This window comes from Pseudomonas putida NBRC 14164 (assembly GCF_000412675.1).
Classification (GTDB): Bacteria; Pseudomonadota; Gammaproteobacteria; order Pseudomonadales; family Pseudomonadaceae; genus Aquipseudomonas; species Aquipseudomonas putida.
In genome coordinates this window covers 2280041-2306272 of the sequence record NC_021505.1, presented here as the reverse complement: position 1 = coordinate 2306272, position 26232 = coordinate 2280041, and the positions used below count along the sequence as shown (strand labels likewise).

30 protein-coding genes are annotated in these 26232 nt (G+C 61.4%); 18 read left to right on the top strand and 12 right to left on the bottom strand.

Annotated elements, in window-relative coordinates:
* The first annotated feature begins 152 nt into the window (after positions 1-152).
* From PP4_RS10335 to PP4_RS10325, 3 genes are read left to right on the top strand one after another with little or no spacing between them, the layout of a single operon-like run.
* Complete coding sequence (locus tag PP4_RS10335; protein ID WP_016499125.1) at positions 153-1337, top strand: acetyl-CoA C-acyltransferase family protein; 1185 nt, start codon at positions 153-155, stop codon at positions 1335-1337.
* A 13-nt stretch (positions 1338-1350) separates the two neighbouring features.
* A complete protein-coding gene (locus tag PP4_RS10330; protein WP_016499124.1) occupies positions 1351-2199 on the top strand; it encodes a 3-hydroxybutyryl-CoA dehydrogenase in 849 nt (282 codons plus the stop codon).
* 12 nt (positions 2200-2211) lie between these two features.
* Positions 2212-2793, top strand: coding sequence for a TetR/AcrR family transcriptional regulator (locus PP4_RS10325; protein WP_016499123.1), 582 nt, complete (start codon positions 2212-2214; stop codon positions 2791-2793).
* Between the two features lie 109 nt (positions 2794-2902).
* Here the strand turns inward: PP4_RS10325 and PP4_RS10320 are convergent, their stop codons facing one another.
* From PP4_RS10320 to PP4_RS10300, 5 genes are read right to left on the bottom strand one after another with little or no spacing between them, the layout of a single operon-like run.
* A complete protein-coding gene (locus PP4_RS10320; protein WP_016487624.1) occupies positions 2903-3280 on the bottom strand; it encodes a response regulator in 378 nt (125 codons plus the stop codon).
* A 44-nt stretch (positions 3281-3324) separates the two neighbouring features.
* On the bottom strand, positions 3325-4551 hold the full coding sequence (locus tag PP4_RS10315) for a hybrid sensor histidine kinase/response regulator (protein WP_016499122.1): 1227 nt from the start codon (positions 4549-4551) through the stop codon (positions 3325-3327).
* Positions 4545-5120: a chemotaxis protein CheB gene (locus PP4_RS10310; RefSeq protein WP_016499121.1), complete on the bottom strand. Its 576-nt coding sequence runs from the start codon at positions 5118-5120 to the stop codon at positions 4545-4547. Before PP4_RS10310 ends, PP4_RS10315 begins: the two co-directional genes overlap by 7 nt.
* Positions 5117-5938 (bottom strand): CheR family methyltransferase, encoded by an 822-nt coding sequence (locus PP4_RS10305; RefSeq protein ID WP_016499120.1) that lies wholly within the window; start codon positions 5936-5938, stop codon positions 5117-5119. Before PP4_RS10305 ends, PP4_RS10310 begins: the two co-directional genes overlap by 4 nt.
* Positions 5935-9402: a response regulator gene (locus tag PP4_RS10300; protein ID WP_041167679.1), complete on the bottom strand. Its 3468-nt coding sequence runs from the start codon at positions 9400-9402 to the stop codon at positions 5935-5937. Before PP4_RS10300 ends, PP4_RS10305 begins: the two co-directional genes overlap by 4 nt.
* A 241-nt stretch (positions 9403-9643) precedes the next feature.
* Between PP4_RS10300 and PP4_RS10295 the strand changes: the two genes are divergently transcribed.
* Positions 9644-9994, top strand: a complete 351-nt coding sequence (locus tag PP4_RS10295) for a response regulator (RefSeq protein ID WP_016499118.1) — start codon at positions 9644-9646, stop codon at positions 9992-9994.
* Positions 9995-10123: 129 nt separating this feature from the next.
* Here the strand turns inward: PP4_RS10295 and cobF are convergent, their stop codons facing one another.
* Positions 10124-10873 carry a precorrin-6A synthase (deacetylating) gene (gene cobF, locus PP4_RS10290; protein ID WP_016499117.1) on the bottom strand — a complete coding sequence of 250 codons (750 nt, stop codon included), beginning with the start codon at positions 10871-10873 and terminating at the stop codon, positions 10124-10126.
* 67 nt (positions 10874-10940) lie between these two features.
* Positions 10941-12230 carry an OprD family porin gene (locus PP4_RS10285; RefSeq protein ID WP_016499116.1) on the bottom strand — a complete coding sequence of 430 codons (1290 nt, stop codon included), beginning with the start codon at positions 12228-12230 and terminating at the stop codon, positions 10941-10943.
* Positions 12231-12591: 361 nt separating this feature from the next.
* Here PP4_RS10285 and PP4_RS10280 point away from each other — a divergent pair, with 361 nt between their 5' ends.
* From PP4_RS10280 to PP4_RS10270, 3 genes are all read left to right on the top strand, one after another.
* Entirely contained in the window at positions 12592-12954 is a 363-nt protein-coding gene (locus PP4_RS10280) for a histone-like nucleoid-structuring protein, MvaT/MvaU family (RefSeq protein ID WP_016499115.1), read from the top strand.
* Positions 12955-13173: 219 nt separating this feature from the next.
* Positions 13174-13701, top strand: coding sequence for a lactoylglutathione lyase (gloA, locus tag PP4_RS10275; protein ID WP_016499114.1), 528 nt, complete (start codon positions 13174-13176; stop codon positions 13699-13701).
* Between the two features lie 97 nt (positions 13702-13798).
* Positions 13799-14041: a hypothetical protein gene (locus tag PP4_RS10270; protein ID WP_016499113.1), complete on the top strand. Its 243-nt coding sequence runs from the start codon at positions 13799-13801 to the stop codon at positions 14039-14041.
* Positions 14042-14165: 124 nt separating this feature from the next.
* Here PP4_RS10270 and PP4_RS10265 read toward each other — a convergent pair whose 3' ends face one another.
* A complete protein-coding gene (locus PP4_RS10265; protein ID WP_016499112.1) occupies positions 14166-14987 on the bottom strand; it encodes a shikimate 5-dehydrogenase in 822 nt (273 codons plus the stop codon).
* Between the two features lie 161 nt (positions 14988-15148).
* On the opposite strand from PP4_RS10265, the gene PP4_RS10260 reads away from it, so the two are divergent.
* On the top strand, positions 15149-15493 hold the full coding sequence (locus PP4_RS10260; protein WP_016499111.1) for a hypothetical protein: 345 nt from the start codon (positions 15149-15151) through the stop codon (positions 15491-15493).
* Between the two features lie 94 nt (positions 15494-15587).
* Positions 15588-15770 (top strand): hypothetical protein, encoded by a 183-nt coding sequence (locus PP4_RS10255; protein WP_016499110.1) that lies wholly within the window; start codon positions 15588-15590, stop codon positions 15768-15770.
* Between the two features lie 96 nt (positions 15771-15866).
* On the opposite strand, the gene PP4_RS10250 is transcribed toward PP4_RS10255, so the two are convergent.
* Positions 15867-16181, bottom strand: coding sequence for a hypothetical protein (locus tag PP4_RS10250; RefSeq protein ID WP_016499109.1), 315 nt, complete (start codon positions 16179-16181; stop codon positions 15867-15869).
* 164 nt (positions 16182-16345) lie between these two features.
* Between PP4_RS10250 and PP4_RS10245 the strand changes: the two genes are divergently transcribed.
* Positions 16346-17170: a S24 family peptidase gene (locus tag PP4_RS10245; protein WP_016499108.1), complete on the top strand. Its 825-nt coding sequence runs from the start codon at positions 16346-16348 to the stop codon at positions 17168-17170.
* Between the two features lie 38 nt (positions 17171-17208).
* Here the strand turns inward: PP4_RS10245 and PP4_RS10240 are convergent, their stop codons facing one another.
* Positions 17209-17532, bottom strand: coding sequence for a DUF1654 domain-containing protein (locus tag PP4_RS10240; RefSeq protein ID WP_016499107.1), 324 nt, complete (start codon positions 17530-17532; stop codon positions 17209-17211).
* Positions 17533-17774: 242 nt separating this feature from the next.
* Between PP4_RS10240 and PP4_RS10235 the strand changes: the two genes are divergently transcribed.
* Together PP4_RS10235 and PP4_RS10230 are read left to right on the top strand one after the other, a co-directional pair.
* Complete coding sequence (locus tag PP4_RS10235) at positions 17775-18449, top strand: polysaccharide lyase family 7 protein (RefSeq protein ID WP_016499106.1); 675 nt, start codon at positions 17775-17777, stop codon at positions 18447-18449.
* A 186-nt stretch (positions 18450-18635) separates the two neighbouring features.
* Positions 18636-18872, top strand: coding sequence for an Arm DNA-binding domain-containing protein (locus PP4_RS10230; protein ID WP_016499105.1), 237 nt, complete (start codon positions 18636-18638; stop codon positions 18870-18872).
* Between the two features lie 709 nt (positions 18873-19581).
* Here the strand turns inward: PP4_RS10230 and PP4_RS29510 are convergent.
* Entirely contained in the window at positions 19582-19881 is a 300-nt protein-coding gene (locus PP4_RS29510) for a hypothetical protein (RefSeq protein WP_041167678.1), read from the bottom strand.
* Positions 19882-20470: 589 nt separating this feature from the next.
* Between PP4_RS29510 and pbpG the strand changes: the two genes are divergently transcribed.
* The gene (gene pbpG, locus PP4_RS10220) at positions 20471-21397 is read left to right on the top strand and encodes a D-alanyl-D-alanine endopeptidase (RefSeq protein ID WP_041167677.1); all 927 of its coding nucleotides are present in this window, start codon (positions 20471-20473) and stop codon (positions 21395-21397) included.
* A gap of 86 nt (positions 21398-21483) precedes the next feature.
* On the opposite strand, the gene PP4_RS10215 is transcribed toward pbpG, so the two are convergent.
* Positions 21484-21930: a hypothetical protein gene (locus PP4_RS10215; protein ID WP_016499103.1), complete on the bottom strand. Its 447-nt coding sequence runs from the start codon at positions 21928-21930 to the stop codon at positions 21484-21486.
* Between the two features lie 173 nt (positions 21931-22103).
* Between PP4_RS10215 and PP4_RS10210 the strand changes: the two genes are divergently transcribed.
* From PP4_RS10210 to PP4_RS10190, 5 genes are all read left to right on the top strand, one after another.
* Complete coding sequence (locus PP4_RS10210; RefSeq protein ID WP_016499102.1) at positions 22104-23438, top strand: lysine N(6)-hydroxylase/L-ornithine N(5)-oxygenase family protein; 1335 nt, start codon at positions 22104-22106, stop codon at positions 23436-23438.
* A gap of 176 nt (positions 23439-23614) precedes the next feature.
* On the top strand, positions 23615-24808 hold the full coding sequence (locus PP4_RS10205) for a PepSY-associated TM helix domain-containing protein (RefSeq protein WP_016499101.1): 1194 nt from the start codon (positions 23615-23617) through the stop codon (positions 24806-24808).
* Positions 24805-25344: a hypothetical protein gene (locus PP4_RS10200; RefSeq protein ID WP_016499100.1), complete on the top strand. Its 540-nt coding sequence runs from the start codon at positions 24805-24807 to the stop codon at positions 25342-25344. The genes PP4_RS10205 and PP4_RS10200 overlap by 4 nt, the downstream gene beginning before the upstream one ends.
* Positions 25341-25661, top strand: a complete 321-nt coding sequence (locus PP4_RS10195) for a hypothetical protein (RefSeq protein WP_016499099.1) — start codon at positions 25341-25343, stop codon at positions 25659-25661. The genes PP4_RS10200 and PP4_RS10195 overlap by 4 nt, the downstream gene beginning before the upstream one ends.
* Positions 25658-26227, top strand: coding sequence for a DUF6162 family protein (locus PP4_RS10190; RefSeq protein ID WP_016499098.1), 570 nt, complete (start codon positions 25658-25660; stop codon positions 26225-26227). Before PP4_RS10195 ends, PP4_RS10190 begins: the two co-directional genes overlap by 4 nt.
* Positions 26228-26232 lie beyond the last annotated feature (5 nt).

Sequence of the window (26232 nt, the reverse complement as noted above, 5' to 3'; positions counted from 1 at the left end):
TATGCTGAGTGGCAAAAAGTGCCAGGTTGTTTGAACAGATCCGGCATAGGCTGCAACAGAGCCTTTGCCTAGACTCGACCCCACTCCGGGACCGCCGGCCATTCTCGCAGAGCCTGGCCCGGTCCCGCCATGCCTAAGCTTACGGAGCCTCTATGAGCAGCCCAGAAATCTACGTCGTCAGTGCCGTGCGTTCCGCCATCGGTGGTTTTGGAGGCTCGCTCAAGGACCTGCCCCTGGCCGACCTGGCAACTACCATCACCCGCGCCGCCATCGAGCGCTCGGGCGTGGCCGCCGAGCAGATCGGCCATATGGTCATGGGCACGGTGATCCCGACCGAACCGCGCGATGCCTACCTGTCGCGGGTTGCCGCGATGAACGCCGGCATCCCCAAGGAAACACCTGCCTTCAACGTCAACCGCCTGTGCGGCTCGGGCCTGCAGGCCATCGTCTCTGCCACCCAGTGCCTGCTGCTCGGTGATGCCGATGTGGCCGTTGCCGCCGGTGCCGAGTCCATGAGCCGTGGCCCGTACCTGCTGCCGCAGGCACGCTGGGGCGCGCGCATGGGCGACCTGCAAGGCATCGACTACACCGTCGGCGTGCTGCAGGACCCGTTCGAACACTTCCACATGGGCATTACCGCAGAAAACGTCGCCGCCAAACACGGCATTACCCGCGAAATGCAGGATGAACTGGCCCTGACCAGCCAGCGCCGCGCCGCCCGCGCCATTGCAGAAGGCCGTTTCGACAGCCAGATCGTCCCGCTGGAGCTGAAAAGCCGCAAAGGCACCGTACAGTTCGCCGTGGACGAGCACGTGCGTGGCGACGTTACCGCCGAGCAACTGGCCGGCATGAAGACCGTGTTCAAGAAGGACGGCACCGTGACTGCAGGCAACGCCAGCGGCATCAACGATGGCGCGGCCGGCCTGGTGCTGGCCAGCGGTGACGCGGTGCGTCGCCTGGGCCTGAAGCCGCTGGCGCGCCTGGTGGGCTATGCCCACGCCGGTGTCGAGCCCGAACTGATGGGCCTGGGCCCGATCCCGGCCACCCGCAAGGTGCTGGAAAAGACCGGCCTGAAACTGCAGGACCTGGACGTGATCGAGTCCAACGAAGCGTTCGCCGCCCAGGCTTGCGCCGTGGCCCGCGAGCTGGGCTTCGACCCGGAGAAGGTCAACCCCAACGGTTCGGGCATTTCCCTGGGCCACCCGGTGGGCGCCACTGGCGCGATCATCGCGACCAAGGCCATCCATGAACTGCAGCGCATCCAGGGCCGCTACGCCCTGGCCACCATGTGCATCGGTGGCGGCCAAGGCATTGCCGTGGTCTTCGAGCGCGTCTGAGGGAGCCTGACACATGAGTATTGAACAGATCGCCGTGATCGGCGCCGGCACCATGGGCAATGGTATTGCCCAGGTGTGTGCAGTAGCTGGTTACCAGGTGCTGCTGGTGGATGTTTCCGACGCGGCGCTGGAGCGCGGCGTGGCCACCTTGAGCAAGAACCTCGAGCGCCAGGTCAGCAAAGGCACCCTGGGTGCGGACAAGGCGGCGGCGGCAAAAACACGCATCCGCACCAGCACCGACTACGCCCAGCTCAGCAGCGCACAGTTGGTGATCGAGGCCGCCACCGAAAGCCTGCAGCTCAAGCAGCGCATCCTGCAGCAAGTGGCCGCCAACGTCACCAACGACTGCCTGATCGCTACCAATACCTCGTCGCTGTCGGTCACCCAGCTGGCCGCCAGCATCGAGCACCCCGAGCGTTTCATTGGCGTGCACTTCTTCAACCCGGTGCCGATGATGGCGCTGGTCGAGATCATCCGCGGCCTGCAGACCAGCGACAGCACCTACGCCCAAGCACTGGTGGTAACCGAAAAGGTCGGCAAGACGCCGATCACCGCCGGCAACCGCCCAGGCTTCGTGGTCAATCGCATCCTGGTGCCGATGATCAACGAAGCGATATTCGTGCGCCAGGAAGGCCTGGCCAGCGCCGAGGACATCGACACCGGCATGCGCCTGGGCTGCAACCAGCCCATCGGCCCGCTGGCCCTGGCCGACCTGATCGGCCTGGACACCCTGCTGGCGATCATGGAGGCCTTCCATGAAGGCTTCAGCGACAGCAAGTACCGCCCTGCCCCGCTGCTCAAGGAAATGGTCGCGGCCGGTTGGCTGGGGCGCAAGACCGGCCGCGGTTTCTTCACCTACTGAGGACAAGCCGCCATGCCCCCGGTCAATGCCGCAATGCGCTGTGCCAGCTTTGAGGAGCGACGTGACCGGGCCATGGCGCTGTTTGCCGAAAAGGGCTTTGGCCAGGTCAGCATGCGCGAGCTGGCGGCCCATGTGGGGCTGACGGCAGGCTCGCTGTACCACCACTTTCCCAGCAAGCAGGACCTGTTGTACGACTTGATCGAGGAGTTGTACGAAGAACTGCAGGCCACTTTGGACCAAGGCCGCCGGGCCATGGCACGCGGGGCCTCGGCACTGGGCTGCCTGATTGCAGCACACTGGCAATTGCATGCCGAGCGGCCGATGCAGTTTCGGCTGGCGGAGCGCGACTTGTGCTGCCTGAGCGATGACCAGCAGGCGCGCCTGGCCTTGTTGCGCAAACGTTATGAGGCGGGGTTGCTGAGGCTGATCGCGCCGCAGGCGAAGTTGCAGGGGCAGGCACTGGTGGCCACGGCGCATGTGGTGGCGACGCTGCTGAACCAGTTGCCGGGGATGTTGAAGGCATTGCCCGAGGAACAGGGGCTGGGGCTGATGGAGAGCATGTTGGCAGGTGGTATAGAGCGGACCCTGCGATAGCCTTTACTGGCCCTATCGCCGGCAAGCCAGCTCCCACAGTTACGCTGCAGATCTCAAGGCCTGTGCAGTACTTGTGGGAGCTGGCTTGCCGGCGATGGGGCCACCCGCTTTAACGCAAAAGTCTCTGGATCTGCTCGTGCAAGGTGTCCAGGTCAAACGGTTTGGCCAGGATCGGTGCTTTGCGGGTGATCGGGCTGCCTGACTCGAGAATCTCTGCCGGGTAGCCACTGATGAAGATTACCTTCAGGTCCGGGCGCAGCTTCACCGCTGGCTCGGCAATCTCCACCCCGGAGATGCCACCCGGCAAGCGGAAGTCCGTCACCATCAGGTCCAGGTGCGGTTTGCTGGCCAGGATGGCAAACGCCTGCTCGCCATCTTCGGCCACCAGCACGTGGTACCCCTCACCTGCAAGGTAATCACGCAAAATCATGCGAATCGCCGGTTCATCCTCGACGACCAACACCACATCTTGTGCATCTTCACTCATGTTAACGCCTTGAAATTCTTACAGTTGGCCATCAGACCCCAGGCTTACGCAGAGGTTGCCCGAGCCTGGTCGTTTTGTTCTTTGAATGTTGCCAGCGGCAATTGCAGGGTGAATGTGGCGCCCTTGCCTTCCTCGCTTTCAACCCGTATCCGGCCACAGTGCGCCTGCACGATCTGCTCGGAGATGTACAACCCCAAGCCCAAGCCCCCGCTGGCTTGCTGGGCAGCGACCCGCTCGAATTGCTGGAAGATCCGCTGCTGGTTGGCGGCGCTGATACCGATGCCGTGATCCTGCACCTGCACCCAGGCCATGCCCTCCTGCTCGAACACCCGCACCTGCACCGGTTTGCGCTCGCCGTAACGCATGGCATTGGACAGCAGGTTGGCCACTACTTGTTCAATCCGGAATTCGTCCCACTCCCCCTTCAATGCTTCACAGCGCTGCAGTTCGATGTGTGTGTCCAGGGCCATGGCCTGGGCGGTGAAGTTTTCCACCAACCCGCGCACCAGCTGGCCGAGGTCGAACAGCCTGGGACGCAGCGACAATTTACCGGTACGGATGCGCGAAACATCCAGCATGTCTTCGACCAACCGGATCAGGCTGTTGATCTGCCGCTCGTCGCGCTCGACCATGGCCTGCAGCTTGTCGGCGCTGAAGGCGTCCAGGTTGCCCCGTGCCAGGTGCATCTTGCGCAACTGGGTTTCCAGGATCAGGCCATTGAGCGGCGTACGCACCTCGTGGGAGACGATCGACATGAAGTCGTCACGCATGCGCACTGCATGCTCCAGCTCACATCGCGCCACCTGCAGCTGGCTGAGCAACAACTCTTGCTCCTGGCGGCTATGCTCCAGGGCCTCCAGCTGCCGGCCCAGCACCTTGCGCTGGCGGAACAGGTCGACGAACACCGAGACCTTGCTTTTTACCGCCAGGGTATCGAGCGGCTTGTGCAGAAAGTCCACGGCGCCGCTCTCGTAGCCCTTGAAGGCATAGTTCATCTCCCGGCCTGCGGCGCTGACGAAAACGATCGGGATGTTCTTGGTCTTGTCGGTGCCGCGCATCAGCTCGGCAAGTTCGAAACCGTTCATGCCCGGCATCTGCACATCGAGGATGGCCAGCGCGAACTCGTGCTCGAGCAGCAACGACAACGCCGCTTCGGCAGACTGGGCCTGGTGCACCTCGCGGTCGTCGCCCTGGATCAGGGCATCGAGCGCCAGCAGGTTTTCCGGCAGGTCGTCGACAATCAGCAGTTTGGCGGTGGTGTGGCTTAGCATGCGCTGTATTCCAGGGTCGCGAGCAGCTGCCCGATACCACTCAGAGTAAGGATATGGTCGGGCTGGTGCAGGGCCAGGGCGGCCTCCGGCATCAGGGCGACCTGTGCGTCGCGAGGGTCTTGGACTATCGTGCGGCCCCCATTGTTCTTGATATAGGCAAGGCCCCTGGCGCCGTCTTCGTTGGCACCGGTGAGCAGCACACCTAGCAGGCCGTCGCCATAGGCATCGGCCGCCGAGATGAACAGAAAATCGATTGCTGGACGCGAGAAATGAACGGGTTCTTCCTGGCTCAGCGACAGCGTCAGGTCGTGTTCCACCGACAGGTGGTAACTCGGACCCGCCACATAGATCTGCCCGCTGCTGATGCGTTCCTTGTCACGTGCCTCGTGCGCCGGCCGATGCAGCCGACGCTGCAGCACTTCGGCCAGTTGGCTATGGCGGTCGTCCGGCAGGTGCAGCACGCAGAGCACAGGTAGGGCGAACGCCGGTGGCAGCGCGCCGAGCACTTCAAACAATGCAGCCACGCCGCCAGCCGAGGCGCCGATCACCACTGCGCGTACGCCGTTCATGACTTACGGAAGATCCGTTCGGGCTTGACCAGCGGCTCGAACCGGTCGCTGTAGGCCGAAAAGTCCACCGACTCCTTGCTGCCCAGCACCAGGAAACCCCGGTGGCAGAGCGACTCATGGAATAGCCCGAGGGCGCGGTCCTGCAGCTCCTTGTTGAAGTAGATCAGCACATTGCGGCACGACACCAGCTGGGTCTCGGAGAACACGCTGTCGGTGGCCAGGCTGTGGTCGGCGAAGGTCACGTTGTCGCGCAGGCTGCTGTCCATGATGGCGTTGCCATAGGCCGCTGTGTAGTACTCGGTAAAGTCACGACGGCCACCGGCCAGACGGTAGTTTTCCTCGTACTCGCGCATGCTCTGCATCGAGTAGATACCCTGCTTGGCCCGGTCCAGCGAATGCGGGTTGATGTCGGTGGCGTAGATGATGGTGCGCTCGAGCAGGCCCTCCTCACGCAACAGGATGGCCATCGAATACACCTCCTCGCCTGTGCTGCAGCCCGCGATCCAGACCTTGATCGAGGGCCAGGTACGCAGCAGCGGCACCACTTCGTTGCGCACGGCAAGGAAGTGGTCAGGGTCGCGGAACATCTCGCTGACCGGGATCGTCAGGTACTGCAGCAACTGCATGAACATGCCGGGGTCATGCAGCACGCGCTCCTGCAGCGCCGATACAGTCAGGCAGTCGAACTGGCGCAGCGCATGCAGGATCCGGCGCTTGATCGAGGCGCCGGAGTAATTGCGAAAATCGTAGCTGTACTTGAGGTAGATGGCCTCGATCAGCAAGCGGATTTCAATGTCGGTGTTACGTTCGCTAGTCAAATTCGCTCCAGTTGCGGCAGCCATACACGAATCAACGAGAACAAACGGTCCAGGTCGATCGGTTTGGCCAGGTAATCATTGGCTCCGGCCTGCAGGCAACGCTGCTGGTCATCCTTCATGGCCTTGGCGGTCACGGCGATGATCGGCAGTTTGCGCCAGCGCGGTTGCTGGCGAATCAGCCGGGTGGCCTCGAAGCCGTCCATTTCCGGCATCATCACGTCCATCAGCACCAGGTCGATGTCGTCATGCTGCTCCAGGCGCTCGATGGCCTCGCGGCCGTTACGGCCAATCTCGACGATGGCACCCTTGTGTTCCAGGGCACTGGTCAGGGCGAAGATATTACGCACGTCGTCGTCCACCAGCAGCACCTTGCGCCCCTCGAACACCTTGTCGCGGCTACGCGCAGTCTTGAGCATGCGCTGGCGTTCGTTGGACAGCTGCGATTCTACCTTGTGCAGGAACAGCGTCACTTCGTCGAGCAGGCGCTCCGGCGAACGCGCGCCCTTGATGATGATCGACCGCGAGTACTTGAGCAGGTCGGCTTCTTCTTCGCGGGTCAGGTTGCGCCCGGTGTACACGATTACTGGCGGGAAGGAGCGGATATCCTCGGCGGTCATGCGCTTGAGCAGCTCGTTACCGAGCATGTCGGGCAGCTTGAGGTCGATGATCATGCAGTCGTAGATGTTCTCGCGCAACAGCGCCAAGGCATCCTGGGCCATGGCCACGGCAGTGATCTCGATATCGTCGTCGCCAATCAGCCGGGCGATGCTCTCGCGCTGCAGGTCGTCGTCTTCCACCAGGAGGATATGCTTGAGCTTTTGCGTAAGCTTGGCTTCCAGGCGAGCGAAGACTTCTTTGAGTTCTTCGCGACTGGTCGGTTTCACCGCATACCCTACCGCGCCCATGTGCATGGCCGCCTCGACGCGGTCTTCCACCGAAATGATGTGCACCGGGATATGGCGGGTGCCGGCCTGCTCCTTGAGGCGCTGCAGCACGGTCAGGCCCGAGTGGTCGGGCAGGCGCATGTCCAGCAGGATGGCGTCCGGTATGTACTGGGCCGCCAGCTCGAAGCCTTCGTCGGCACCATGGGCCACCAGGCAGCTGTAGCCCAGTTCGTGCGCAAGGTCGAAGAGGATGCGGGCAAAGTTGGGCTCGTCTTCGATCACCAGAATGCACCGGGTATCGAAAGGTGCCCGCTCGCGATCGTCGGCAAAAGTCGGCGCCGGGCGCAGGGTGGTAGCGGCCACAGGCACTTGCGGCGCAGGTGGCAACGCGTCGACGGCAGGGCGCAGGCTTTGCGGCTCGATATCTTCAGCCTCGGCGGCATAGCGTTCCGGCAGAATCAGGCTGAACACACTGCCCTGGCCCGGGGTGCTCTCGACATTGATCTGGCCACCAAGCAAATGCGCCAGGTCACGGGAAATCGACAGCCCCAGGCCGGTGCCACCGTAGCGGCGGTTGCTGGTGCCATCGACCTGATGGAAGGCGCCAAAGATCGCCTGCTGCTGATCGGCAGCAATGCCGATGCCGCTGTCACGCACCGCGAACACGATACCATTGCCAGCCTGGAAGCTGACGTTCATGCTGACCTGGCCACGCTCGGTGAACTTGATGGCATTGGACAACAGGTTCTTGAGGATCTGCTCAAGGCGCTGACGGTCCGTGAACAGGGTGGTCGGCACCTGCGGCTCGACCTTGACCTCGAAGGCCAGGCCCTTGTGGCCGGCAAGCGGCTGGAACATGCCGCGCAAGCCTTCTGCCAGGCGCTCGACCTGGGTGGTCTCGGGGCGTACTTCGAGTTTACCGGCCTCGACCTTGGCAATGTCGAGAATGTCGTTGATCAAGTTGAGCAGGTCGTTGCCGGCCGAGTAGATGGATTCGGCGAACTTGACCTGCTCCTCGCTGAGGTTGCCTTCGCCGTTTTCCGCCAACAGCTTGGCCAGGATCAACGAGCTGTTCAGCGGCGTGCGTAACTCGTGGGACATGTTGGCGAGGAATTCGGACTTGTACTTGCTCGAGCGCTGCAAGTCGTCGGCGCGGGCCTGCAACTCCACCTGCGCCCGGCCCAGCTCATCGTTCTTGCGGTCGAGCGCATCGGTGCGTTCCGACAACTGCTCGTTGGTCTGCTCCAGCTCGGCTTGTTGGGTCTCCAGGTGGGCCTGGGACTCCTTGAGCACTCGTGACTGCTCTTCAAGCTCTTCGTTGGCAGTCTTGAGTTCTTCCTGCTGCACCTGCAGCTCTTCATTCAGTTGCTGGGTTTCGGCCAGCACTTCCTGCAGGCGCTGACGATAACGGGCGCTTTCGATGGACATGCCGAGGTTGCCGCCGACGCGCTCCAGCAGCTCTTCATCGCGTTCTTGCAGAGGGCGCAGGAAACCCAGCTCGATCACCCCGTTGATCTGACCGTCTTCGGTGGCCGGCATCAGCAGCGCACTGCGCGGCAAGCCGCTGCCCAGGCCGGAACTGAGGCGATAGAAGTCTTCTGGCAGGTCGTCCAGGCGCAAAAGGCGGCCTTCGCGCACCGCCTGGGCCAACAGGCCGTCGTGGTCCAGCCTGATCTGCTCGCGGGCCTGCTCTTCGGCACCCAGGCCATAACAGGCCACCCGCACCAGGCGGCCATGCTCGTCGCGCACATACACGGCGCCCACCACGCTGCCCAGATAAGAAGCGAAGAAGCGCAGGATGTTGTCGCCGAGCATGGGCAAGGTCAGTTGACCGAGCACCTGTTGAGCCAGCTGGGTCTGGCCATTGCGCAACCAGGCCTGGTGCTCCAGACGCTGCGCCGAGCGCTGCTGGGCCTGAAGGTTTTCATCGTAGCTGGTCGACAGGGCCAGCAGGTCTCGACGGCCGAGGTACGCCAGCAAACCACTGAGGCTGACGATGAACAGCACGAAGGCCGAAATCGCCGTCACAGTAACCGAGCTGACCGTTTCGTTCCGGGCCATGCGCAGCTGTTGTTCGGTGCTGATCAGGCCATCGAATTCCTTGCGGATTTCATCGGTGATGCGCTTGCCCCGGCCATTGCCGATTGAGGCCTGGTAATCGCCCTGGCTGCGGCGCAGGGTGATCATCTCGTTGCCGAAGTCGTTCCAGGCGTGCTGCAAGGCAATCAGCCGGTCGATGCGATCAACCTGCTGCGGGTTGTCCTCGACCATCGCGCGCAGGCTTTGCAGGCTGCCGAGAATACGTGGCTTGGCCACCTCGTAGGGGTCAAGGAAACGCTCGTCACCCGTGATCAGGAAGCCGCGCATACCGGTTTCCATGTCGATCGACAGTTTGACCGTCTCGTTGGCATTGCCGATCACCCGGTCGGTGTGCTCGACCCACTGCATGGCCGAAAGCAGGTAATTGATCACCGCGACGAAGGCCACCGCGCCCAGCAGGCCAACCCCCAAGGGTAGGCCGATGTTACGGCTCAACAGTTTGCGGAAGCTTCGCTGGTCCATCGAGGCTGCTTGAATCATGTGAAAACGCCCGAGCAAGAAAAGTCCATTGGAAAAGAGTGGCGGATTGTTGTTATCTGCCACTGCGCCGTCCTGATAAGCGAGTCTAACCAGCTTTACCGGGTCTGGCAGGGCATTTAGCCAGTATTTGAAGGCGCAGTGCGCCAATCGTTCCATCTGATTGCAGGGATCGGTATCCTCGGGAACTTCTGCTGCCAACCGGAGCACAGATTAAAGACATTCATTGCACAGGACCCAAACCATGCACCTTCTGGTAGTCGAAGATGACGACATCGTCCGTATGTTGATGGTCGAAGTGCTCGACGAGTTGGGCTACTCGGTCATCGAAGCCGAAGACGCCGCAGCCGCGCTGCGGGTGCTCGAAGACCCGAACCAGACACTGGCACTGATGATGACCGATGTGGGTTTGCCGGACATGCGCGGTGAGGTACTGGCGGGCAAAGCACGCGAGTTGCGCCCGTTGCTGCCCGTGCTGTTCGCCAGTGGCTATGCCGACAGTATCAATGTGCCCGAGGGCATGCACCTGATCGGCAAGCCGTTCAGCATCGAGCAGTTGCGCGACAAGGTGGTGGCCATGCTCGGTCCGGTTTGAGATTGGGACTGCCTGTACCGGCCCCTTCGCGGGTAAACCCGCTCCCACAGGGACCGCACCGTTTCGAACGCTGTGGAGTCCCTGTGGGGGCGGGTTTATCCGCGAAGAGGCCAGTACAGGCAACACAGCTCAGAGCTCCCTGCGCAACAGATAGGTATCCATGATCCACCCCTTGCGCCGCCTCTCCTGCTCCCGCACTTCCAGTATGCGTGCCTTCACCGCCTGCAAGGGCCCGGCAATCAGCACTTCATCCTCGGTCCCCAGGTACGCGCCCCAGTAGATCACCAGCTCCGGGTCATCAAGCTGGGCAAACGCGCACTGCCCGTCGAGCATCACCACCACATTGTCGATAGGCCCCTGCCTGGCCAGGCGCCGCCCTGGCAGCACGGTCAGGGGCTCGCCGATGCGGTTTAGTGGCACCTGGTGCCGCGCCGCCAGCGCCTGCACACTGCTGATGCCAGGGATGACCTGCAAGCGCAACGTCACGCCATGTTCGCGGACCAGGTCGAGAATGCGCAGGGTGCTGTCGTAAAGGGTTGGCTCGCCCCACAGCAGAAAGGCGCCGGTTTCCCCATCGCCAATCTCCTGCTCGATCAGTTGGGCATACAGCGCAGCTCGCTGTCGATGCCAGTCCTGCACCGCGCCCAGGTAGTCATCCGCCTGGCCATCCCGCAAGGGGTCGGCCACCTGCACCAGGCGATAGCCACCCTCGGGACGGTAGCGTTGCAGAATGGCCTTGCGCAGGCGGACCAGCGCATCCTTTTCGCCGCCCTTGTCGAGCACGAAGAACACGCAGGCGCTACGCAGCGCATCCACTGCTTCGTAAGTGATCTGGCGCGGGTCACCCGCACCGATGCCAATCAACAACAGGTCTTTCATTGCCCTGCCCTTTGCGGGAACCAGCAGCCATTGTCAGGCGGCCGCCGGTATTTGGCAAAAAGCTCGCCTAGAAGATCGAGAAGTTGTAGCTGACAATGACACGTGTCTCATCCATGTCACGCGCCCACTTCTCATAGTTGCTGCGATAGGTGGAATTACGCAGGCGCACGCTGACATCCTTGAAAGTGCCACTTTGCACCTGGTACTTGAACTCGGTGTCGCGCTCCCATTCCTTGCCTTCGGCGCTGCTGCCCGGCACCTTGATATTGTCGCCGTTGATGTACCGGGTGAAGAAGGTCAGGCCGGGCACGCCCAGCGCCTTGAAGTCATAGTCGTAACGCACCTGCCAGGAACGCTCCTGAGCGGCGGCGAAGTCGTTGACCTGGGCATAGTTGACCAGGTACGGGTTGCTGCCATCCAGGTAGGGCATGGCGCTGTCGCCATACATCCGCTGCCGGCCGGCACTGATCTTGTGGCCGCCCAGGCTGTAGCCGAGCATGCCGCTGAAGGCGCGATGGTCGATTGCACCCGCGCGGGCATTGCCAATGTCATCACTCTTGATCAGGCGCAGGTCAGCCGACAGGCTGCCCACCGCCAACGGCTGGCTGGCGACCAGGCCGAGGAAGTGCTGGCGGTAGATGTTTTCCAGCTTGGCCACCTGGTACTGGGCACTGATTCGCTCGTTGAAGCGGTAATCGACACCAGCCAGGTCGAAGTGGTCGGCTTCGATATCGCAGGCATAGCGCTTGTTCTTGCAGTGCACGCGAATGTCCTGGCGGTCGGTCGAATCCCGTGCGGTGTATTTGTCCAGGCGGGCCAGGGTGAACTTCAAGTCGCGCACTTCCTCAGACGTGAGCATGGCGCCATGGAACATGGTAGGCAGCAGGCGGCCATCGTTGTATTTGAGCAAGGGCACATCGGGCATCATCGAGCCGTACTTGAACACGGTATTGGACACCTTGACCTTGGCCGCCAGCCCCATCTTCGCGTACTGGTCAGCCGAGTGCCGAGGATCATGCCCGGAAGAAGGCAGCAAGCCGCTGTTACTGTCGGCCGGGCTGGAGTCGAGTTTGAAACCGAACATGCCCAGCGCATCCACGCCAAAACCTACCGGGCCCTGGGTATAACCCGACTGCACATTAAGGATGAAACCTTGTGCCCATTCTTCCCGCTTGGACGCACCTTGGCTGGAACTGCTATGGCCGTCACGAAAATCCCGGTTGAAATAGACATTGCGTGCTTCAATCTTGGCGCTGCTGTCTTCAAGAAAACCGGCGGCCTGGGCGTTGACGCCGGCACACAACAGGAACAGGCCGGCAACACGGCGCCCAGGGGCGAGGGGGAAAGGGGAAAACATGCGAGGGAACATCCAGAATCAAAGGCGAGATTACACACTGTGGCACGAACTGGCCACGGCACTGCGACAAGGCCGAACAATCGCCGGCCATCATCTGAAATGATCGCGCAAAGGCTCTGGCACAGGCCATTGGACCATGGTCTAAACGTGCCGAAGGGCAGGCGCAAAAAACCCGGAAAATACCGCACGCAAAACTAGGAAAGTTCCCGCCTTACTTACAAAAGTTAGCAGTTTACCAAGTACCCATGAATGACTACACTCGATATCAGCGAACAGCGGAACCCACCCGCGTGGCTGGCGTTTTTATGCGTATTCAATGTTCGTCACGCCCTGCCACGACCGACGTACAGGAGTGATTACAGTGTCCAGACTTGCAGAGTTTCGTGCTGCCGAAAAAGCGCTCCAGGAGCAGATCGCGCAACTGGAAGCCTTGAAAAAGGATGCCGGCCTCAAACGCGAAATCGAATTCGAGCAGAAACTAGTCGGCCTGATGAAAAGCTATGACAAGAGCCTGCGCGATATCATCGCCATCCTCGACCCCAAGGCGGTAAGCAGGGGTACCAGCACAGCGCCCAAACAACAGCGCCGTCCGCGCGTGGTAAAGGTTTATCAGAACCCGCACACCGGCGAGCGGATCGAGACCAAAGGTGGGAACCACCGGGGCCTCAAGGCCTGGAAAGAACAGTACGGGGGCGCCACGGTAGAAAGCTGGGTACGCGGATGAAACGTCCACACTTGCTTCACACTTTTTTCACAAGGGCTGGCTCAGTATCGAGACAGCTAAAGGACTAGCGACCCCACGCGCCCGCACATGCGGGCCTCTAATTCTAGCGCCCTGCCTTGTGCAGGGCGCTTTCATTTGCGCAATCAGCGCACTGCCGTATCATGGCCAGCCTGTCTGTTTTGCCGGTGCCCTGCGCCCGGCCCCGTCTCAGGAGTTCCCATGAGCCTGCACGATCTGCAAACCCTGCCTGGCGTCACCGCCCAACCGGATGCCGCTACCGCCCAATTCGTCTTCAACCACACCATGCTGCGGGTCAAGGACATCAAGAAGTCGCTGGACTTCTACACCCGCGTGCTGGGCTTCCGCCTGGTGGACAAGCGCGATTTCCCGGAAGCCGCCTTCAGCCTGTACTTCCTGGCCCTGGTCGACCCGGCGCAGATTCCCGCTGATGACGCCGCACGCCACCAGTGGATGAAGTCGATCCCTGGCGTACTGGAGCTGACCCACAACCACGGCACCGAAAACGATGCCGAGTTTGCTTACCACAACGGCAACACCGACCCGCGCGGGTTTGGCCACATCTGCATCTCCGTGCCGGATGTGCGCGCAGCTTGTGCGCGCTTCGAAGCACTGGAAGTACCCTTCCAGAAACGCCTGCAGGACGGGCGCATGAACCACCTGGCCTTCGTCAAGGACCCGGACGGTTACTGGGTCGAAGTGATCCAGCCGACCGAGCTCAAGGGCTAAGCGTTCGTCGTCGTTCGCTCGTCGGGCCGGGAACTCCCGGCCCCTTGCTGTGGTATATGAAGGTAACTGCTTCACATGCCACAGCGAGGTAAGGACGATGCAATCTCTTCACTGTGAATACCGCGAGCACACCATCACCGCCAGCGTGATGCCCCACCCCGACTCCCCCCTGCCCTACGCCGCCGGCTGCATGATCACCGCGCCCGACGGGCATACCAGCAAGCGCCTGTCGATGCCAATGAAGTTTTTCTCCAGCCTTGAGAATGCGCAGCATGTGTCGCTGGCCCATGGCCGGGCCCTGGTCGACCAGCAGCTGGATGACGGGCACAAGGTGTTCTGACATTCCAGCTCCCTGTACCGGCCTCTTCGCGGGCTTGCCCGCTCCCACAGGGAACTCACGCACTGACATGTGTGCAATACCTGTGGGAGCGGGCAGGCCCGCGAAGGGGCCAGCACAGGAGTAACTAGATATCCCGGGCGTAAGCCACTGCCGCATCTACCTGCGCCCGCGTCGGCCGGATACCCGTGTACAGCACAAACTGCTCCAGCGCCTGCAGCGCAATCACCTCCAACCCGGTAATCACCGGCTTGCCCAACGCCTGGGCCCGGCGGATCAACGGCGTCTGTGCCGGCATCGCCACCACATCAAACACCCGCTCCGCCGCCGCTATGGCCTGCTCGGAAAACGCCAGCGCCTCTGCCTCCGGCCCGCCTGCCATACCGATCGGCGTCACGTTCACCAGCATCGGCGGGCAGATGTCGCCCAGCTCCGCCACCCATCGATAGCCGCACACATCCGCCAGTTGCCGACCGGCCTGCTCGTTGCGCGCAACGATGATGCCTTCTGCAAAGCCGGCATCACGCAGGGCACTGGCCACGGCCTTGGCCATCCCACCACTGCCACGCAAGGCAAAGGCGGTGCCCGGATCGACCTGATGCTGCGCCAGCAACTGGCGCACGGCCAGGTAATCGGTGTTGTAGGCTTTCAGGTGGCCATCGGTATTGACCAAGGTATTGACCGACTCGATGGCCGCTGCCGACGGGTCGATTTCGTCGACCAATGCCATGCAGGCCTCCTTGTACGGCATCGACACGCCGCAACCGCGGATACCCAGCGCGCGGATCCCCGCCACCGCCGCAGGCAGGTCATCGGTGCGCATGGCCTTGTAGTAGAAGTCCAGGCCCAACTGCTGGTACAGGTGGTTGTGAAAACGAACGCCGAAGGTGCCGGGGCGGCCGGCCAGGGAGATGCACAGCACGGTATCCCTGCTGGGAGTTGTCGACATAACCTGCTCCTTTGTCATAACTGAAACGTTTGTTCAGCGTAACAGAGCCAACCACTGGTCGTCCCTTACACAACCTTTACCGTTCCCCTGTGCTCAGCTGACAGAGACTGGAGTCATATTAGTAAGGCCCCGAACGTGGGGTTTCTCTGCGAGGTTGCTCTATGAACCGTCACATTCCCGGAATCGCCCTGCTGGTCGGCGCCTTGGCCATCAGCGGGCCCGCTGCTGCCCACGGCGGCCATGGCGGCGGTGGCTGGTATGGGCCGGGCCCGCTCCTGGGTGCGGCGGTGGTCGGCGCTGTGGTAGGCGCGACGGTTTATGGCGGGCGTGACCGTACGGTGTACGTCGAACGCCAGCCGGTCTATTACGGGCCGCCGCCGGTCTACGTGCAACCACCGCCGCAGCCGGTGTATTACCAGCCGTACTACGCGCCGGCACCACCGCCCCCGGGCTACCGCACCTACTACGGCCCGCCCCCGGTGTATTACGGCCCACCGCGCTGGTAAGGGTTGATAGAACTAATGACCACTATCGAGGAAGTTGATTTCAAACCGCCCAGGCTGCTGCGTATGGTAGAGCCATGTTTCACAGGAGGTCCTCATGGCCACTATCCAGATCATGTCCGTTGTCGGCAGCGCCGTCCCCACTTCACTGCGTGAGCAGGGCCTGCTGGCATGCTGGTACCTGGTGCGCAACGGCGAAGCCGTGAGCGGGCCAATGCCATCCCTTGCCTCGGCCCAAGCCCTGGCTGAACAGCTGCAACCAGGCACCTTGGTCGCCTGACCGAATTTGTTGTGCGTTGCTCCCTACGCCCTTATGGCCCGCCAATTTGGCGGGCTTTTTTTTGGTTTTTGCCGGCCCTGTCACCCCAATGTTGGCTCAGCGTTGTGAGCTACGCCGCAGCTGGCTCGTCAGCGCCAGCACTTTGCCTTGCAGCCGCCCTACGGTCAGCACCAGATCGTTGCGCTCCCTGGCGAGCTGATCAGCTTTGGCTTCTGCCTCTCGCCGGGCGTCCCGCTCAATGTCCAGCAACTCGGTCAGGCGGCGGATAACTGCAATATCTGCGTTGTCCATCGCACGCTCGGCTGCATCCCGGGACAGCCACTTGCGCAGCCATAGAAATGCACCTAGCAGCACAGTGCCCGTGCCGCTCAGCCAAGTGACTGTGCCCGGGCCGAGGTCAGTCGGATCCATGTAAACCTCTTTACCGATGATGATGCGACGAGCCCTGGACAAAAATGCCTCAGTGGCTTTTCTTGTTGATGGATTTAATTTAGCCTACAGCTAACATTGCAACAAGAGCTAATTTAGCCATGCGCACATTTAGCAGCAAGCTAAACACTGGCATGCTTCGTCCTATGGACATCTACGACATTCGCAAGCACAACCTGGTCAAGCTTATCGGCAGCCAGAAGAAGGGATCCTGCGCAGAACGCTGGGGGATGGCGCCTGCACACCTGAGCCAGATTCTTTCCGACAAGACCGCGAAAAACCTGGGCGATGATGTGGCCCGCAGAATCGAGGGCATCGAAGGCCTGCCCCGGGGTTGGTTCGACGCACTGTCGGCAGGCGACCCCGTGCAGCCGTCGGTCGAAGCGGGCGAAGGCAAGCTTTCGGCGGCCGACCTGGTCATGCAGATGCTTGCCCGAAGCGGCAAGGGAATCCCTGAAGAAACCCGGCAAAGGCTGCTGGCCGCTGCAGAAGAACCGCAGGATGCCACGCTGATAAAGGCTGACTTTGTTCGCCCGGGCCTGGTCGGTGACGAAGTGTGGATTGCCCACTACGATGTGCGGGCCGCCATGGGCGGTGGCCAGATCCCCCACGACTACCCCGAGATGTTCAAGGACGTTCGCGTCAGCCCCAGCCATCTTCGCGAGCTGGGTGTGGCGTTCACTGAACACCACCACCTGAAGATGATCACCGGCTGGGGCCAGTCGATGGAGCCGACCATCAAGCACCGCGACCCGCTGATCGTCGATGTCAGCATCCGCGAGTTTGTCGGCGATGGCATCTACTTCTTCTCCTGGGGTGATCACATCTATATCAAGCGATTGCAGATCGCTGACGATGACCACTTCGAGATGATTTCCGACAACTCGCGGCACAAGGACCGCATGATTCGCCGGGAAGAAACCTACATTCAGGCCAGGGTGCTCTTGGTGTGGAATGCGCACCTGGTATGAAGCCGAAGCCCGCCACCCAGGCGGGCTTTGCATAACGCTCAGAAAGGCGCTGCCGCTTCAACCTCCTCCTTGCTGAACTGCTCGACGATAAAGTCGTCACGCTCCTCCACACTGCTACGCTCCCAGCGCACGGTGACGCTTTCGTCGTCGTTGAACGTCAGGTCCAACTCAGGCGTGTCGGACAGCAGGCCCATCACTTCCTCCCACTCCGCATCACCGTCGGAATCCAGGCGATGCACGACGACCCAGCGCTGCGTCTGTGCGAGCGGGTGGTTGATCATCGACGACACCCGCAGGCCAAGCCGCTCTACTCCGGTCATTTCCTGATGCTGCTGGGGTGCTGCATTCATGTGCTTAGACATATTCTCATCCTGATAGCTGTATATTCGTACAGTGCTCGACGAAAGCTTATCTCACCCCCAAATCCAGCGTAAAGCCCTGTCACAGAAAAATTTCGCCAGCAGGTAATTTGTCTCAGAGCGAATTTATTTAGCTGCCAGCTATTGACCATATTTTAGCTTGAGGCTAATTTTCGATTCGACAGCCAGATGCAAGGCTGCTCGATCGGTTCATCCTTCAAGCCACTTTTTCGTCAGGAGCTCCCATGACCGTAGACATCAGCAACCTCACCATCGCCACCCCGGTGGCCGTCTCCTCAACCAATCCTGTAGCACTCGAACTCAACGGTGCCGAAGCGATCGCGCGGTTGCCGAGTGTGGTAACGGTACTCAGCGATGGCTCGATCCAGCTTTCAGCCCCTACCAAAGGTGCTTCGAGCAAAAGCACCCACAGGACCCGCTGCGAGTGGACAGAAACCGAAGACTGGACATTGTCCAGCGCCCAGGATCACTGGAATCGCCAAACCATGACCCTGACCAAGGTCAACTCGGCGCTGAAGGTGGTGATCGCCCAGATGCACGTGCGTGGGGATGACAGCCCGCCGGTGAAGGTGTTCTGGAACAAAGGCAACATTACCCTGGGGTTTCGGCGGACCTACAACCAGACCGACCCGGTAAACTCGACCGTGCTCAAAGGGGTGCCTCTGGGGGCGCAGTTCAACGTGAGCATCCACACCACGTCTGCAGGCGTGGTGAATGTAACGGCCAAATGCAACGGGGTGTCCGGCGCCTCTGGTGATTTACAGCTCGACAGCACTTGGGCGTCGCGCCTGTTCGAATTCCACGGCGGCATCTACAACCAGGTTGACTACACCGATGCAACGCCGGCCACTGACGGCTCGGTCTGCATCATCAGCGAGCTCTCGCTGATCCATCGCTGAGCGTCGAAAGCCGGCAACGCATCCCGATGCCCCGCCCGTCACAAATGGCATCGGGACGCCGGCTGACCAAAAGCGCGTGGTTGACACGCGTGACACGCCACGCCATTGATTAGTCTCGATGAGTCATATTGTTGCCTCCCCGCTCTCAGACTAATAATTAGCTATCTGCCTGGGGAGGTGCGAAACATGCAACCAAGATTCGTTATCGTTCCTGCTGTGCCAGTGGAAGGCGAGTCCTTCTGCATTGGCAACCGGTTCTATGCCGCTACAACTTCGGGCGGCTTCGATATCTACGACAACCAGGAGAAACAGCGGCTCAAGCGCGGCTTTATCAACAAGTCCGAGGCCGCGACTGCGTGCGCATTGATGAACGCCGAATCACGCAATCCAGCGGCGCAGTTCCCGATCTTGCGCACAGATTGATGTGCGGTATCACGCTGCCTTAACGCTAGCGGCTGCAGCGGATCAGTCCGCCCGGTGAAGCGGCAGGAAACAGGCGCTCGAAAGGGCTTGCAGTGTCATGTCGCCGTGCCGTAGATTTGCCCGATCCTGTCATTCCTGCTGGTGTTGAGGAGTGACGCTGAAGCCCAACACTCAGTTGGGCTTTTTCGTTTTTGCGACAGGGCCATTTTTCAGGGTGTGCCGATTGTTGCGATTCATTAAAAGAAAGTTCTCCAGAATGCTGCGAAAGTGGTTTGTATACCTTGCGGTTGCAGGGCTGGCGGGTAACTACAGCCGCTTGTTCGATCATCTTTCAATCTGGAAACCTTGGCGCTTGGCCAAGGGCATAGCGGCCCACCTCATCGCATCCTGACGCGCTGCCCGCCAGCGCCTTCCTCTACTCAACCAGCCCCCCCCCGCCCGGCGAGTTCGAGTCGTCCAAGGGTCAAATTTTTACCCAGCTCATAATCTGGTTTCCATGTAGCCACATTGTGACCTTGGCGCGGTCTTGTCCGGCGACAATCACCGCGCAAGTCGAGTGCAGGCAGTAGCCGTTGAGCGTCGGCGATATTCCGGATCGCACTTCCCCTTGTTTTTGACAGTCCGCTCTGCTGCAGCATGTTTCTCTGGTGATAGGGGCCAATTGATGTAGAGCACATTTGTACTCCAGTCAGCTTTAACCCGTCTCCCTCTATTTCGAGACGGCGAGAAGATCGGCGGCAGGAGCGCCCTCGGCAGCGATCCGACGAGCTTGCGCCACTCCCCTAGCAAGGATCCTCGTCATCGACTCGCCTGGCTGAGAGGTGAATGCCTCTTCGTATAAAGCCATCCCTGACCGCGCATAAATCCCCAAGAACATCTGCGTCCCGCCAGGTCGGCAAGGCCTCACCCGAACATCAATACGAGTGCCGTCACTCAGTGTTTCTTCATGACTTTGGTGGTGCAGTGTAGGGTCAGCCCAAGCCCAATACACGTGGCCCCTCATTCGCATAAAGCTCTCCTTCATTGCCGGCTGGTGGTTGGTGGAACCAGGACTGGCAGACCCCTTCATTTGGAATTAGGCCTATCCAACTAGCTTGACCACTGGCCACGAACGAAAGCTCCATTTTTTTACGCCACTGGCCTCTATTCACTGCCGCGATATTGGCGACCAAGGAATACCCGCGTCCGAAAATTGAGTTGGACTCGAAGCTATCGAGGCAGCGGCCAAGGCTGCGGCGGCGAAGGCGTCGTCAATCTGGTAGCTGACTACCTGAACTACGAGGGGCCAGACGCTGGGCGTCCATTTCCACGGCATCGATTGAGTCGCCGCGCAAGAACAAGAAGCAGGTAGACCCCTCCACGCTCGAGTGGATGCACGATAACTTGTCCCGGTGCAACCCGGTGTTCGCGGCGTTCTCCGAGCGAAACTGGAAAACAACCTAATTGGTACAGAATTGGTAAAGGATTAAATTTCGTTCACCTTGCGCCCTTTAGTCATAAGGCATTCGACAGCAATTCAGCCATACTCCAGAATGCATCGGTTTTTGGGGAAAACCCTTGCACAGCCAACGACATACCAACTTTTAGTGAGCCTCAACGTGAAAACATCCCTGTCCATCCTCAGCCTGCTGCTGTTGCTCACAGGTACCGCGACCCTTCCGTCGACTGCTGCTGCACAACCCCCGGCTCAAGTCCAACGTGACCCGTCCAAGTTGCATCTGGCTTCAGGTAGCGCCCTGCTGATCGACCTGAATACCAACCAGGAGCTGTATTCGAGCCACGCCGACCGCGTGGTGCCGATCGCTTCGGTAACCAAGCTGATGACAGCGATGGTGGTGCTGGATGCCAAGCTGCCCATGGATGACATGCTCACCATGACCATTGCCAACAACCCGGAAATGAAAGGCGTGTATTCGCGCGTGCGCCTGGGCAGCCAGCTCGACCGCCGCGAAACCCTGCTGATTACCCTGATGTCGTCGGAAAACCGTGCCGCCAACAGCCTGGCCAACGCCTACCCCGGCGGCTATCCGGCGTTCATCAAGGCGATGAATGCCAAGGCCCGCAGCCTGGGCATGGCACATACCCGCTACGTCGAGCCGACCGGCCTGTCGACGCAGAACGTGTCCACCGCCCGCGACCTGGCCAAATTGCTGATGGCTTCGCGCAAATACCCGATGCTGAGCGAGTTGTCGACCACCCGCGAGAAGACCGTGGCCTTCCGCAAGCCTAACTACACCCTGGGCTTCCGCAACACTGACCACCTGGTAAACAAAAGCAACTGGGACATCAAGCTGACCAAGACCGGGTTCACCAACGAAGCCGGGCACTGCCTGGTGCTGCTGACCCGCATGGACAACCGCCCGGTGGCCATGGTCATCCTCGACGCCTTCGGCAAATACACCCACTTCGCCGATGCCAGCCGCATGCGTCAGTGGCTGGAGACCGGTGCCGCCAAGCCGGCACCGGCAGTGGCCATGCAGTACAAGAGCGACCGGCAGAACAAGGGGCGCGTGGCGTCCGAATAACCGCCTGCCACTGGCGCTGTGTGTAGGAGCGGCCTTGCGGCCCATCGCGACGCAAGGCCGCTCCGACAGGTTATTGCGCCAGACAGTCAGGCCGTGGCGCTGACCATCCCGCCCGAGCTGCTGCCACCCTCTTGCTGCAACAGCTCCAGTAGCTGCGCCGTGGCAGCCATGATCTGGCCGTTGATGGTTGCAATGCTCGCCTGCTTGGCGCCCACCGCAGCCGCCTTGGCAGCGTCATCCATCTTGCTGTTCTGCAACGCGGCCAACTGCTTCTGCTCCTCGACAAGCTGCTTCTGCAGGTCCTTGATCAGCTGACGCAGCTCGGTTACGGCCTCGGACTCACCACTGTCTTCACTGTCCGTAGGTTGCGCCTGGCTACCCGCAGAAACCTTCATGCTGTCGCTACTGATGCTCAAGGGGCCCAGTGCCTCGCCAGCCTGTTTTGCCTGTTCGCGTTCGGTCGTTGCGTTCGCGCTCAGCGTCTGCGCTGAAATGCCATTGATCATCAGGTTGCTTGCCGTGATTCCGCTCATGTCGATTCCCTGCTGAAAGATAGGTCCTTGCCGTAACCACCCTATCGGCCCCCCCTCGCAGTTCTTTAGCCCGCTTAAATTCCCCCGCGACTGGCTCGTTCCAACACATGTACTTGCGCAGGAGCCGGAGCCCCGGCGGGCGTCCATATTCGACCATTCAGGGAATCGCAGCCATGAGCCAGTCCTCACAGCAGGAAACCATCAAAGATCTGATCGGCGTGGGCTTCGGCCCTTCCAACCTGGCCTTGGCCATTGCCCTGGAAGAACTCGCCGAGTCCCAGGGCCATGCCCTCGACGCACTGTTCATCGACAAGCAGCAAGACTACCGCTGGCACGGCGAAACCCTGGCCACCCAGAGCGAGCTGCAGATCTCGTTCCTCAAGGACCTGGTGTCGTTGCGCAACCCCACCAGCCCCTACAGCTTCGTCAATTACCTGCACCAGAAGCAGCGCCTGGCCGACTTCATCAACCTCGGCACCTTCTACCCCTGCCGCCTGGAGTACAACGACTACCTGCGCTGGGCCGCCGAACATTTTGCCACCCAGGCGGTGTATGGCCAGGAAGTGCTGCGCATCGAACCGGAGGTGCAGGCTGGCCGTGTCGAGCACCTGCGCTTGGTCTCGCGCGACGCCCAGGGCCGCGAATACAGCCGCCGCACCCGCTCGGTGGTGGTCGGCAGCGGCGGCACGCCAAAAATCCCGGAAAAGTTCGGTGCCTTCAAGGACGACCCGCGGGTATTCCATCACTCCCAGTACCTGAGCAGCCTGAACAAGCTGCCGTGCACAGCCGGCAAACCGATGCGCATCGCGGTGATCGGGTCGGGGCAAAGCGCCGCCGAGGCATTCATCGACCTCAACGACAGCTACCCGTCGGTCAAGGTCGACATGATTCTGCGTGGCTCGGCGCTCAAACCCGCCGACGACAGCCCCTTCGTCAACGAGATCTTCTCGCCGGACTACACCGACCTGGTCTACAACGAACCGGCCGACCAGCGCAGCAAACTGCTGGGCGAATATCACAACACCAACTACTCCGTGGTGGACCTTAACCTGATCGAACGTATCTACGGCATCCTGTACCGGCAGAAGGTCGCCCACCAGCACCGTCACAACGTGCTGTGCCGCCGCCAGGTCGAAGCCGTTGTGGCTACCCGCGAAGGCCTGGAACTGACCCTGCGCGACCTCGCCACCGGCCAGCAGCAAACCCACCGCTACGACGCGGTGATTCTCGCCACCGGCTACGAACGCCGCTCGCACCGTGACTTGCTGGCACCGCTGGGCGGTTACCTGGACGACTTCAGCGTTGACCGCAACTACCGAGTGCTGGCCAGCCCCGACCTGCAGGCCTCGGTGTACCTGCAGGGCTTCTGCGAGAACAGCCACGGCCTGAGCGACACGCTGCTCTCGGTGCTGCCGGCCCGCGCTGCGGAAATTGGCCGTGCGCTGTACCAGGACCTGGCGCAGCTGCACGGCAAACCGCAACCTGCCGTGGCCCTGACCCGCGCCTGACCCCTCTGCAACATCTCTTTTCAAGGCCGGCTGACGCCTCGCGCGCAGGCCGGCCTTGCGCTTAGAAACATTTGCTTGCATTTAAAACGGCAGGTTTTCAATTCTCATTCGTCCTTATCAGTACAGCCCTCTTTGGTTGGGCACACGCTCGACCACCCAATGCAGAAGACCGTCTGATGGCCAAATCACCGAAAAAATCCAAATCCAGGCTGTGGTTCCTGGTCCATAGCTGGCTCGCCCTGCCGATCTGGTTCTTTGTGCTGATCGTCTGCTTTACCGGCATGCTCGCCGTGGTCAGCCAGGAGATCGTCTGGCTTGCCAACTCCGATGTGCGTGCCAGCAAGCCCTACGCCGACGCCGAGCGCCTCAGCTTCCAGCAGGTACTGGACGCCATGCACAAAGCCGATCCGGACATGGTCGTGGAGTCGCTCAGACAACCCGACGGCTCTCACTTTGCCCTCACGGCGGATGTGACATTGCCAGACGGCACCAGCCCGACGCTGTACGTCAACCCGTACACCGGCGCCATCCAGGGCAAATCCCCCGACTTCAACTTCGAAGGCTTCACCCGCGCCCTGCACGGCTGGTGGCTGGTGCCCTTCACCAACGGTTTCAGCTGGGGCTGGTACCTGGTGTCGATTCTCGGCTTGCCCATGCTGGCATCGTTGGTAACCGGGCTGGTGGTGTACAAGAAGTTCTGGAAGGGCTTCTTCAAACCGGTACGCACGGGGCATGGCTCGCGCATCTTCTGGGGCGACTTGCATCGCCTTGCGGGCGTCTGGTCGATCTGGTTCATTGCGGTCATTTCCATTACCGGTACCTGGTTCCTGATCCAGGCAATCCTGTTCGACAACCACATCACCATTTCCAGCCGGCCCATCGTGCCGGTGATCGCCCGCGAAGATGTGCCACAAACACCCGATGGCAGCCCTGCCCCGCGCATCGACCTGGATGAGGCAGCGCGCATCGCCGGCCTGGCGATCCCGGGCCTGGAAATCAGCTTCATTTCGTTGCCGTCCACCGCTTACAGCCATGTTTCAATGGGCGGGCGTGGTTGGTATCCGCTGATGTTCCAGAGCGCCGACGTCAACCCTTACACGCGCAACGTCGACAGCCAGTTCCTGCTCAGCGACCGCTCGACGCTGGAGTTCGTCACCGAGTCCATGCGCCCCTTGCACACCGGCGACTTCGGCGGCCTGCCGATCAAGCTGATCTGGTTCTTCTTCGGCCTGGTGCTCACCCTGATGGTGTTCAGCGGCTTGCTGATCTGGACCAAGCGCACCGCGCAGGCCACCGCCGCCGCCCTCAAGCGCAGCGAACGCACACCCCGCGCTGCGCGCGCCCAGACCTCCCTGGAGACCCAACCATGAGCCACGCACAGGCCGTGCCCGCCCGCCCACTGAAGCAATGGTGGCTGAAGTGGCGTTTTCACCTGAACATCCTGTTGATCCTGGTGCCGCTGGGCTTCATGCCCAAGTATTTCAACGACGCAAAGCTGTTCCGTGGCGACGCCGGGCTGGGGGCCAACGTGATCACCGGTATCCAGGCAGGCCCCTATACCCTGGACCTGGCTGAACTGCGTGACGAAGCACCACGCCAAGACGGCCCGGCTGGCAATTTCAAATCCTTCAACGCGGCGCTATGCAAAGCCTGCATCAATGACGTCAAGGCCGTTTACCTGCGCATTGGCAAACCGCGCAGCCTGCGTGCCGCCGGCACGATCTTCTTCGGTGCGCCTTATCGCATGGGCACCAACCTGCCCATCCCGCCCCGCACCAAACCCGACGCACAGATCTGGATCACCCTGGAAGGCTGGGACGGCAGCATGCACCAGGCGTCGGTCCCGCTGGCCAAAGCATCGCCAGCCACCGTGGCCTGGCTCGAAAAACAAGGAGGCAAGAAATGAAACAGCTGATGCGAACCCTCGCCCTGCCCTTGCTGGTGCTGGCCGCCGGCCCTGCCCTGGCGCACAACCCGATGTGCGAATGCGAAGAAACGGCCGGCGGCCAGGTCACGTGCACCGGCGGTTTCTCGGACGGCAGCGGTGCCCCGGGGGTGACCCTGGATGTGATCGGCTATGACGAGCAAGTGCTGGTCGGCGGCAAGCTTGGCGACGACTCGACGCTCACCTTCAAGCGCCCGGACGGCGAGTTCTACGTGCTGTTCGATGCAGGCCCCGGGCACGTTGTTGAAGTCGACTACGCCGATATCGCCCAGCCATGAGCCGCGCCCAAGTGATTCGCCCGGCCGGCGCCGGGCACGAAACCCTGTACGTGCTTTTGATCAGCCTGCTGATTGTGGTGCTCGCTGCCAGCGTAGTGCTGCTGCGTGGCGAGCGCGAAGACGAACAGACCATCGCCAGCCACCAGATCGACGCCCGGCGCGACCTCACCGCCGCCGAACAAGGCCTGTACACCGACCTGCGGGTGGCCTTCGACGAAATCCAGCTGTTGCGTGAAGAAAACGCTGCCGTGCCTAGCGTGCAGGCCCTGGCCGAAGAAGGCCTGCCACCCTTCGTGGTCGATGCCGGCAGCCAGAGCCGCGGCGGCCACCAATGGTCGTGGCTGGAGCCCGGCGCTTACCTGGGCCGCAGCCAGGCCCCGGAAGTCGCCGGCAGCCTGCTGCTGATCCTGCCGGCCGACAGCACTGGCCAGGCCGATGTCTGGCTGCGCCGCGACAGCGCCGCCATGACCCCGGACGACCTCGGCCAGGCAGCCCTGATCGCCGCGGGCTGGCAGCAGGTGGTCAGCCACTACGACGCCGGGGTTACCCGCGAACACCGCCACTGAACCCA

What these genes read in the sequence shown, in the direction of transcription:
- PP4_RS10230 (WP_016499105.1), top strand. Translation starts at nt 18,636, where the DNA reads ATGCAACCAAGATTCGTTATCGTTCCTGCTGTGCCAGTGGAAGGCGAG.
- PP4_RS10205 (WP_016499101.1), top strand. Translation starts at nt 23,615, where the DNA reads ATGGCCAAATCACCGAAAAAATCCAAATCCAGGCTGTGGTTCCTGGTC.
- PP4_RS10330 (WP_016499124.1), top strand. Translation starts at nt 1,351, where the DNA reads ATGAGTATTGAACAGATCGCCGTGATCGGCGCCGGCACCATGGGCAAT.
- PP4_RS10200 (WP_016499100.1), top strand. Translation starts at nt 24,805, where the DNA reads ATGAGCCACGCACAGGCCGTGCCCGCCCGCCCACTGAAGCAATGGTGG.
- PP4_RS10310 (WP_016499121.1), bottom strand. Translation starts at nt 5,120, where the DNA reads ATGAACGGCGTACGCGCAGTGGTGATCGGCGCCTCGGCTGGCGGCGTG.
- PP4_RS29510 (WP_041167678.1), bottom strand. Translation starts at nt 19,881, where the DNA reads ATGCGAATGAGGGGCCACGTGTATTGGGCTTGGGCTGACCCTACACTG.
- PP4_RS10320 (WP_016487624.1), bottom strand. Translation starts at nt 3,280, where the DNA reads ATGAGTGAAGATGCACAAGATGTGGTGTTGGTCGTCGAGGATGAACCG.
- PP4_RS10255 (WP_016499110.1), top strand. Translation starts at nt 15,588, where the DNA reads ATGGCCACTATCCAGATCATGTCCGTTGTCGGCAGCGCCGTCCCCACT.
- cobF (WP_016499117.1), bottom strand. Translation starts at nt 10,873, where the DNA reads ATGAAAGACCTGTTGTTGATTGGCATCGGTGCGGGTGACCCGCGCCAG.
- PP4_RS10315 (WP_016499122.1), bottom strand. Translation starts at nt 4,551, where the DNA reads ATGCTAAGCCACACCACCGCCAAACTGCTGATTGTCGACGACCTGCCG.
- PP4_RS10240 (WP_016499107.1), bottom strand. Translation starts at nt 17,532, where the DNA reads ATGTCTAAGCACATGAATGCAGCACCCCAGCAGCATCAGGAAATGACC.
- PP4_RS10265 (WP_016499112.1), bottom strand. Translation starts at nt 14,987, where the DNA reads ATGTCGACAACTCCCAGCAGGGATACCGTGCTGTGCATCTCCCTGGCC.
- PP4_RS10325 (WP_016499123.1), top strand. Translation starts at nt 2,212, where the DNA reads ATGCCCCCGGTCAATGCCGCAATGCGCTGTGCCAGCTTTGAGGAGCGA.
- PP4_RS10300 (WP_041167679.1), bottom strand. Translation starts at nt 9,402, where the DNA reads ATGATTCAAGCAGCCTCGATGGACCAGCGAAGCTTCCGCAAACTGTTG.
- PP4_RS10190 (WP_016499098.1), top strand. Translation starts at nt 25,658, where the DNA reads ATGAGCCGCGCCCAAGTGATTCGCCCGGCCGGCGCCGGGCACGAAACC.
- PP4_RS10210 (WP_016499102.1), top strand. Translation starts at nt 22,104, where the DNA reads ATGAGCCAGTCCTCACAGCAGGAAACCATCAAAGATCTGATCGGCGTG.
- PP4_RS10215 (WP_016499103.1), bottom strand. Translation starts at nt 21,930, where the DNA reads ATGAGCGGAATCACGGCAAGCAACCTGATGATCAATGGCATTTCAGCG.
- PP4_RS10245 (WP_016499108.1), top strand. Translation starts at nt 16,346, where the DNA reads ATGGACATCTACGACATTCGCAAGCACAACCTGGTCAAGCTTATCGGC.
- PP4_RS10285 (WP_016499116.1), bottom strand. Translation starts at nt 12,230, where the DNA reads ATGTTTTCCCCTTTCCCCCTCGCCCCTGGGCGCCGTGTTGCCGGCCTG.
- PP4_RS10250 (WP_016499109.1), bottom strand. Translation starts at nt 16,181, where the DNA reads ATGGATCCGACTGACCTCGGCCCGGGCACAGTCACTTGGCTGAGCGGC.
- PP4_RS10235 (WP_016499106.1), top strand. Translation starts at nt 17,775, where the DNA reads ATGACCGTAGACATCAGCAACCTCACCATCGCCACCCCGGTGGCCGTC.
- PP4_RS10270 (WP_016499113.1), top strand. Translation starts at nt 13,799, where the DNA reads ATGCAATCTCTTCACTGTGAATACCGCGAGCACACCATCACCGCCAGC.
- PP4_RS10335 (WP_016499125.1), top strand. Translation starts at nt 153, where the DNA reads ATGAGCAGCCCAGAAATCTACGTCGTCAGTGCCGTGCGTTCCGCCATC.
- PP4_RS10195 (WP_016499099.1), top strand. Translation starts at nt 25,341, where the DNA reads ATGAAACAGCTGATGCGAACCCTCGCCCTGCCCTTGCTGGTGCTGGCC.
- PP4_RS10295 (WP_016499118.1), top strand. Translation starts at nt 9,644, where the DNA reads ATGCACCTTCTGGTAGTCGAAGATGACGACATCGTCCGTATGTTGATG.
- PP4_RS10260 (WP_016499111.1), top strand. Translation starts at nt 15,149, where the DNA reads ATGAACCGTCACATTCCCGGAATCGCCCTGCTGGTCGGCGCCTTGGCC.
- gloA (WP_016499114.1), top strand. Translation starts at nt 13,174, where the DNA reads ATGAGCCTGCACGATCTGCAAACCCTGCCTGGCGTCACCGCCCAACCG.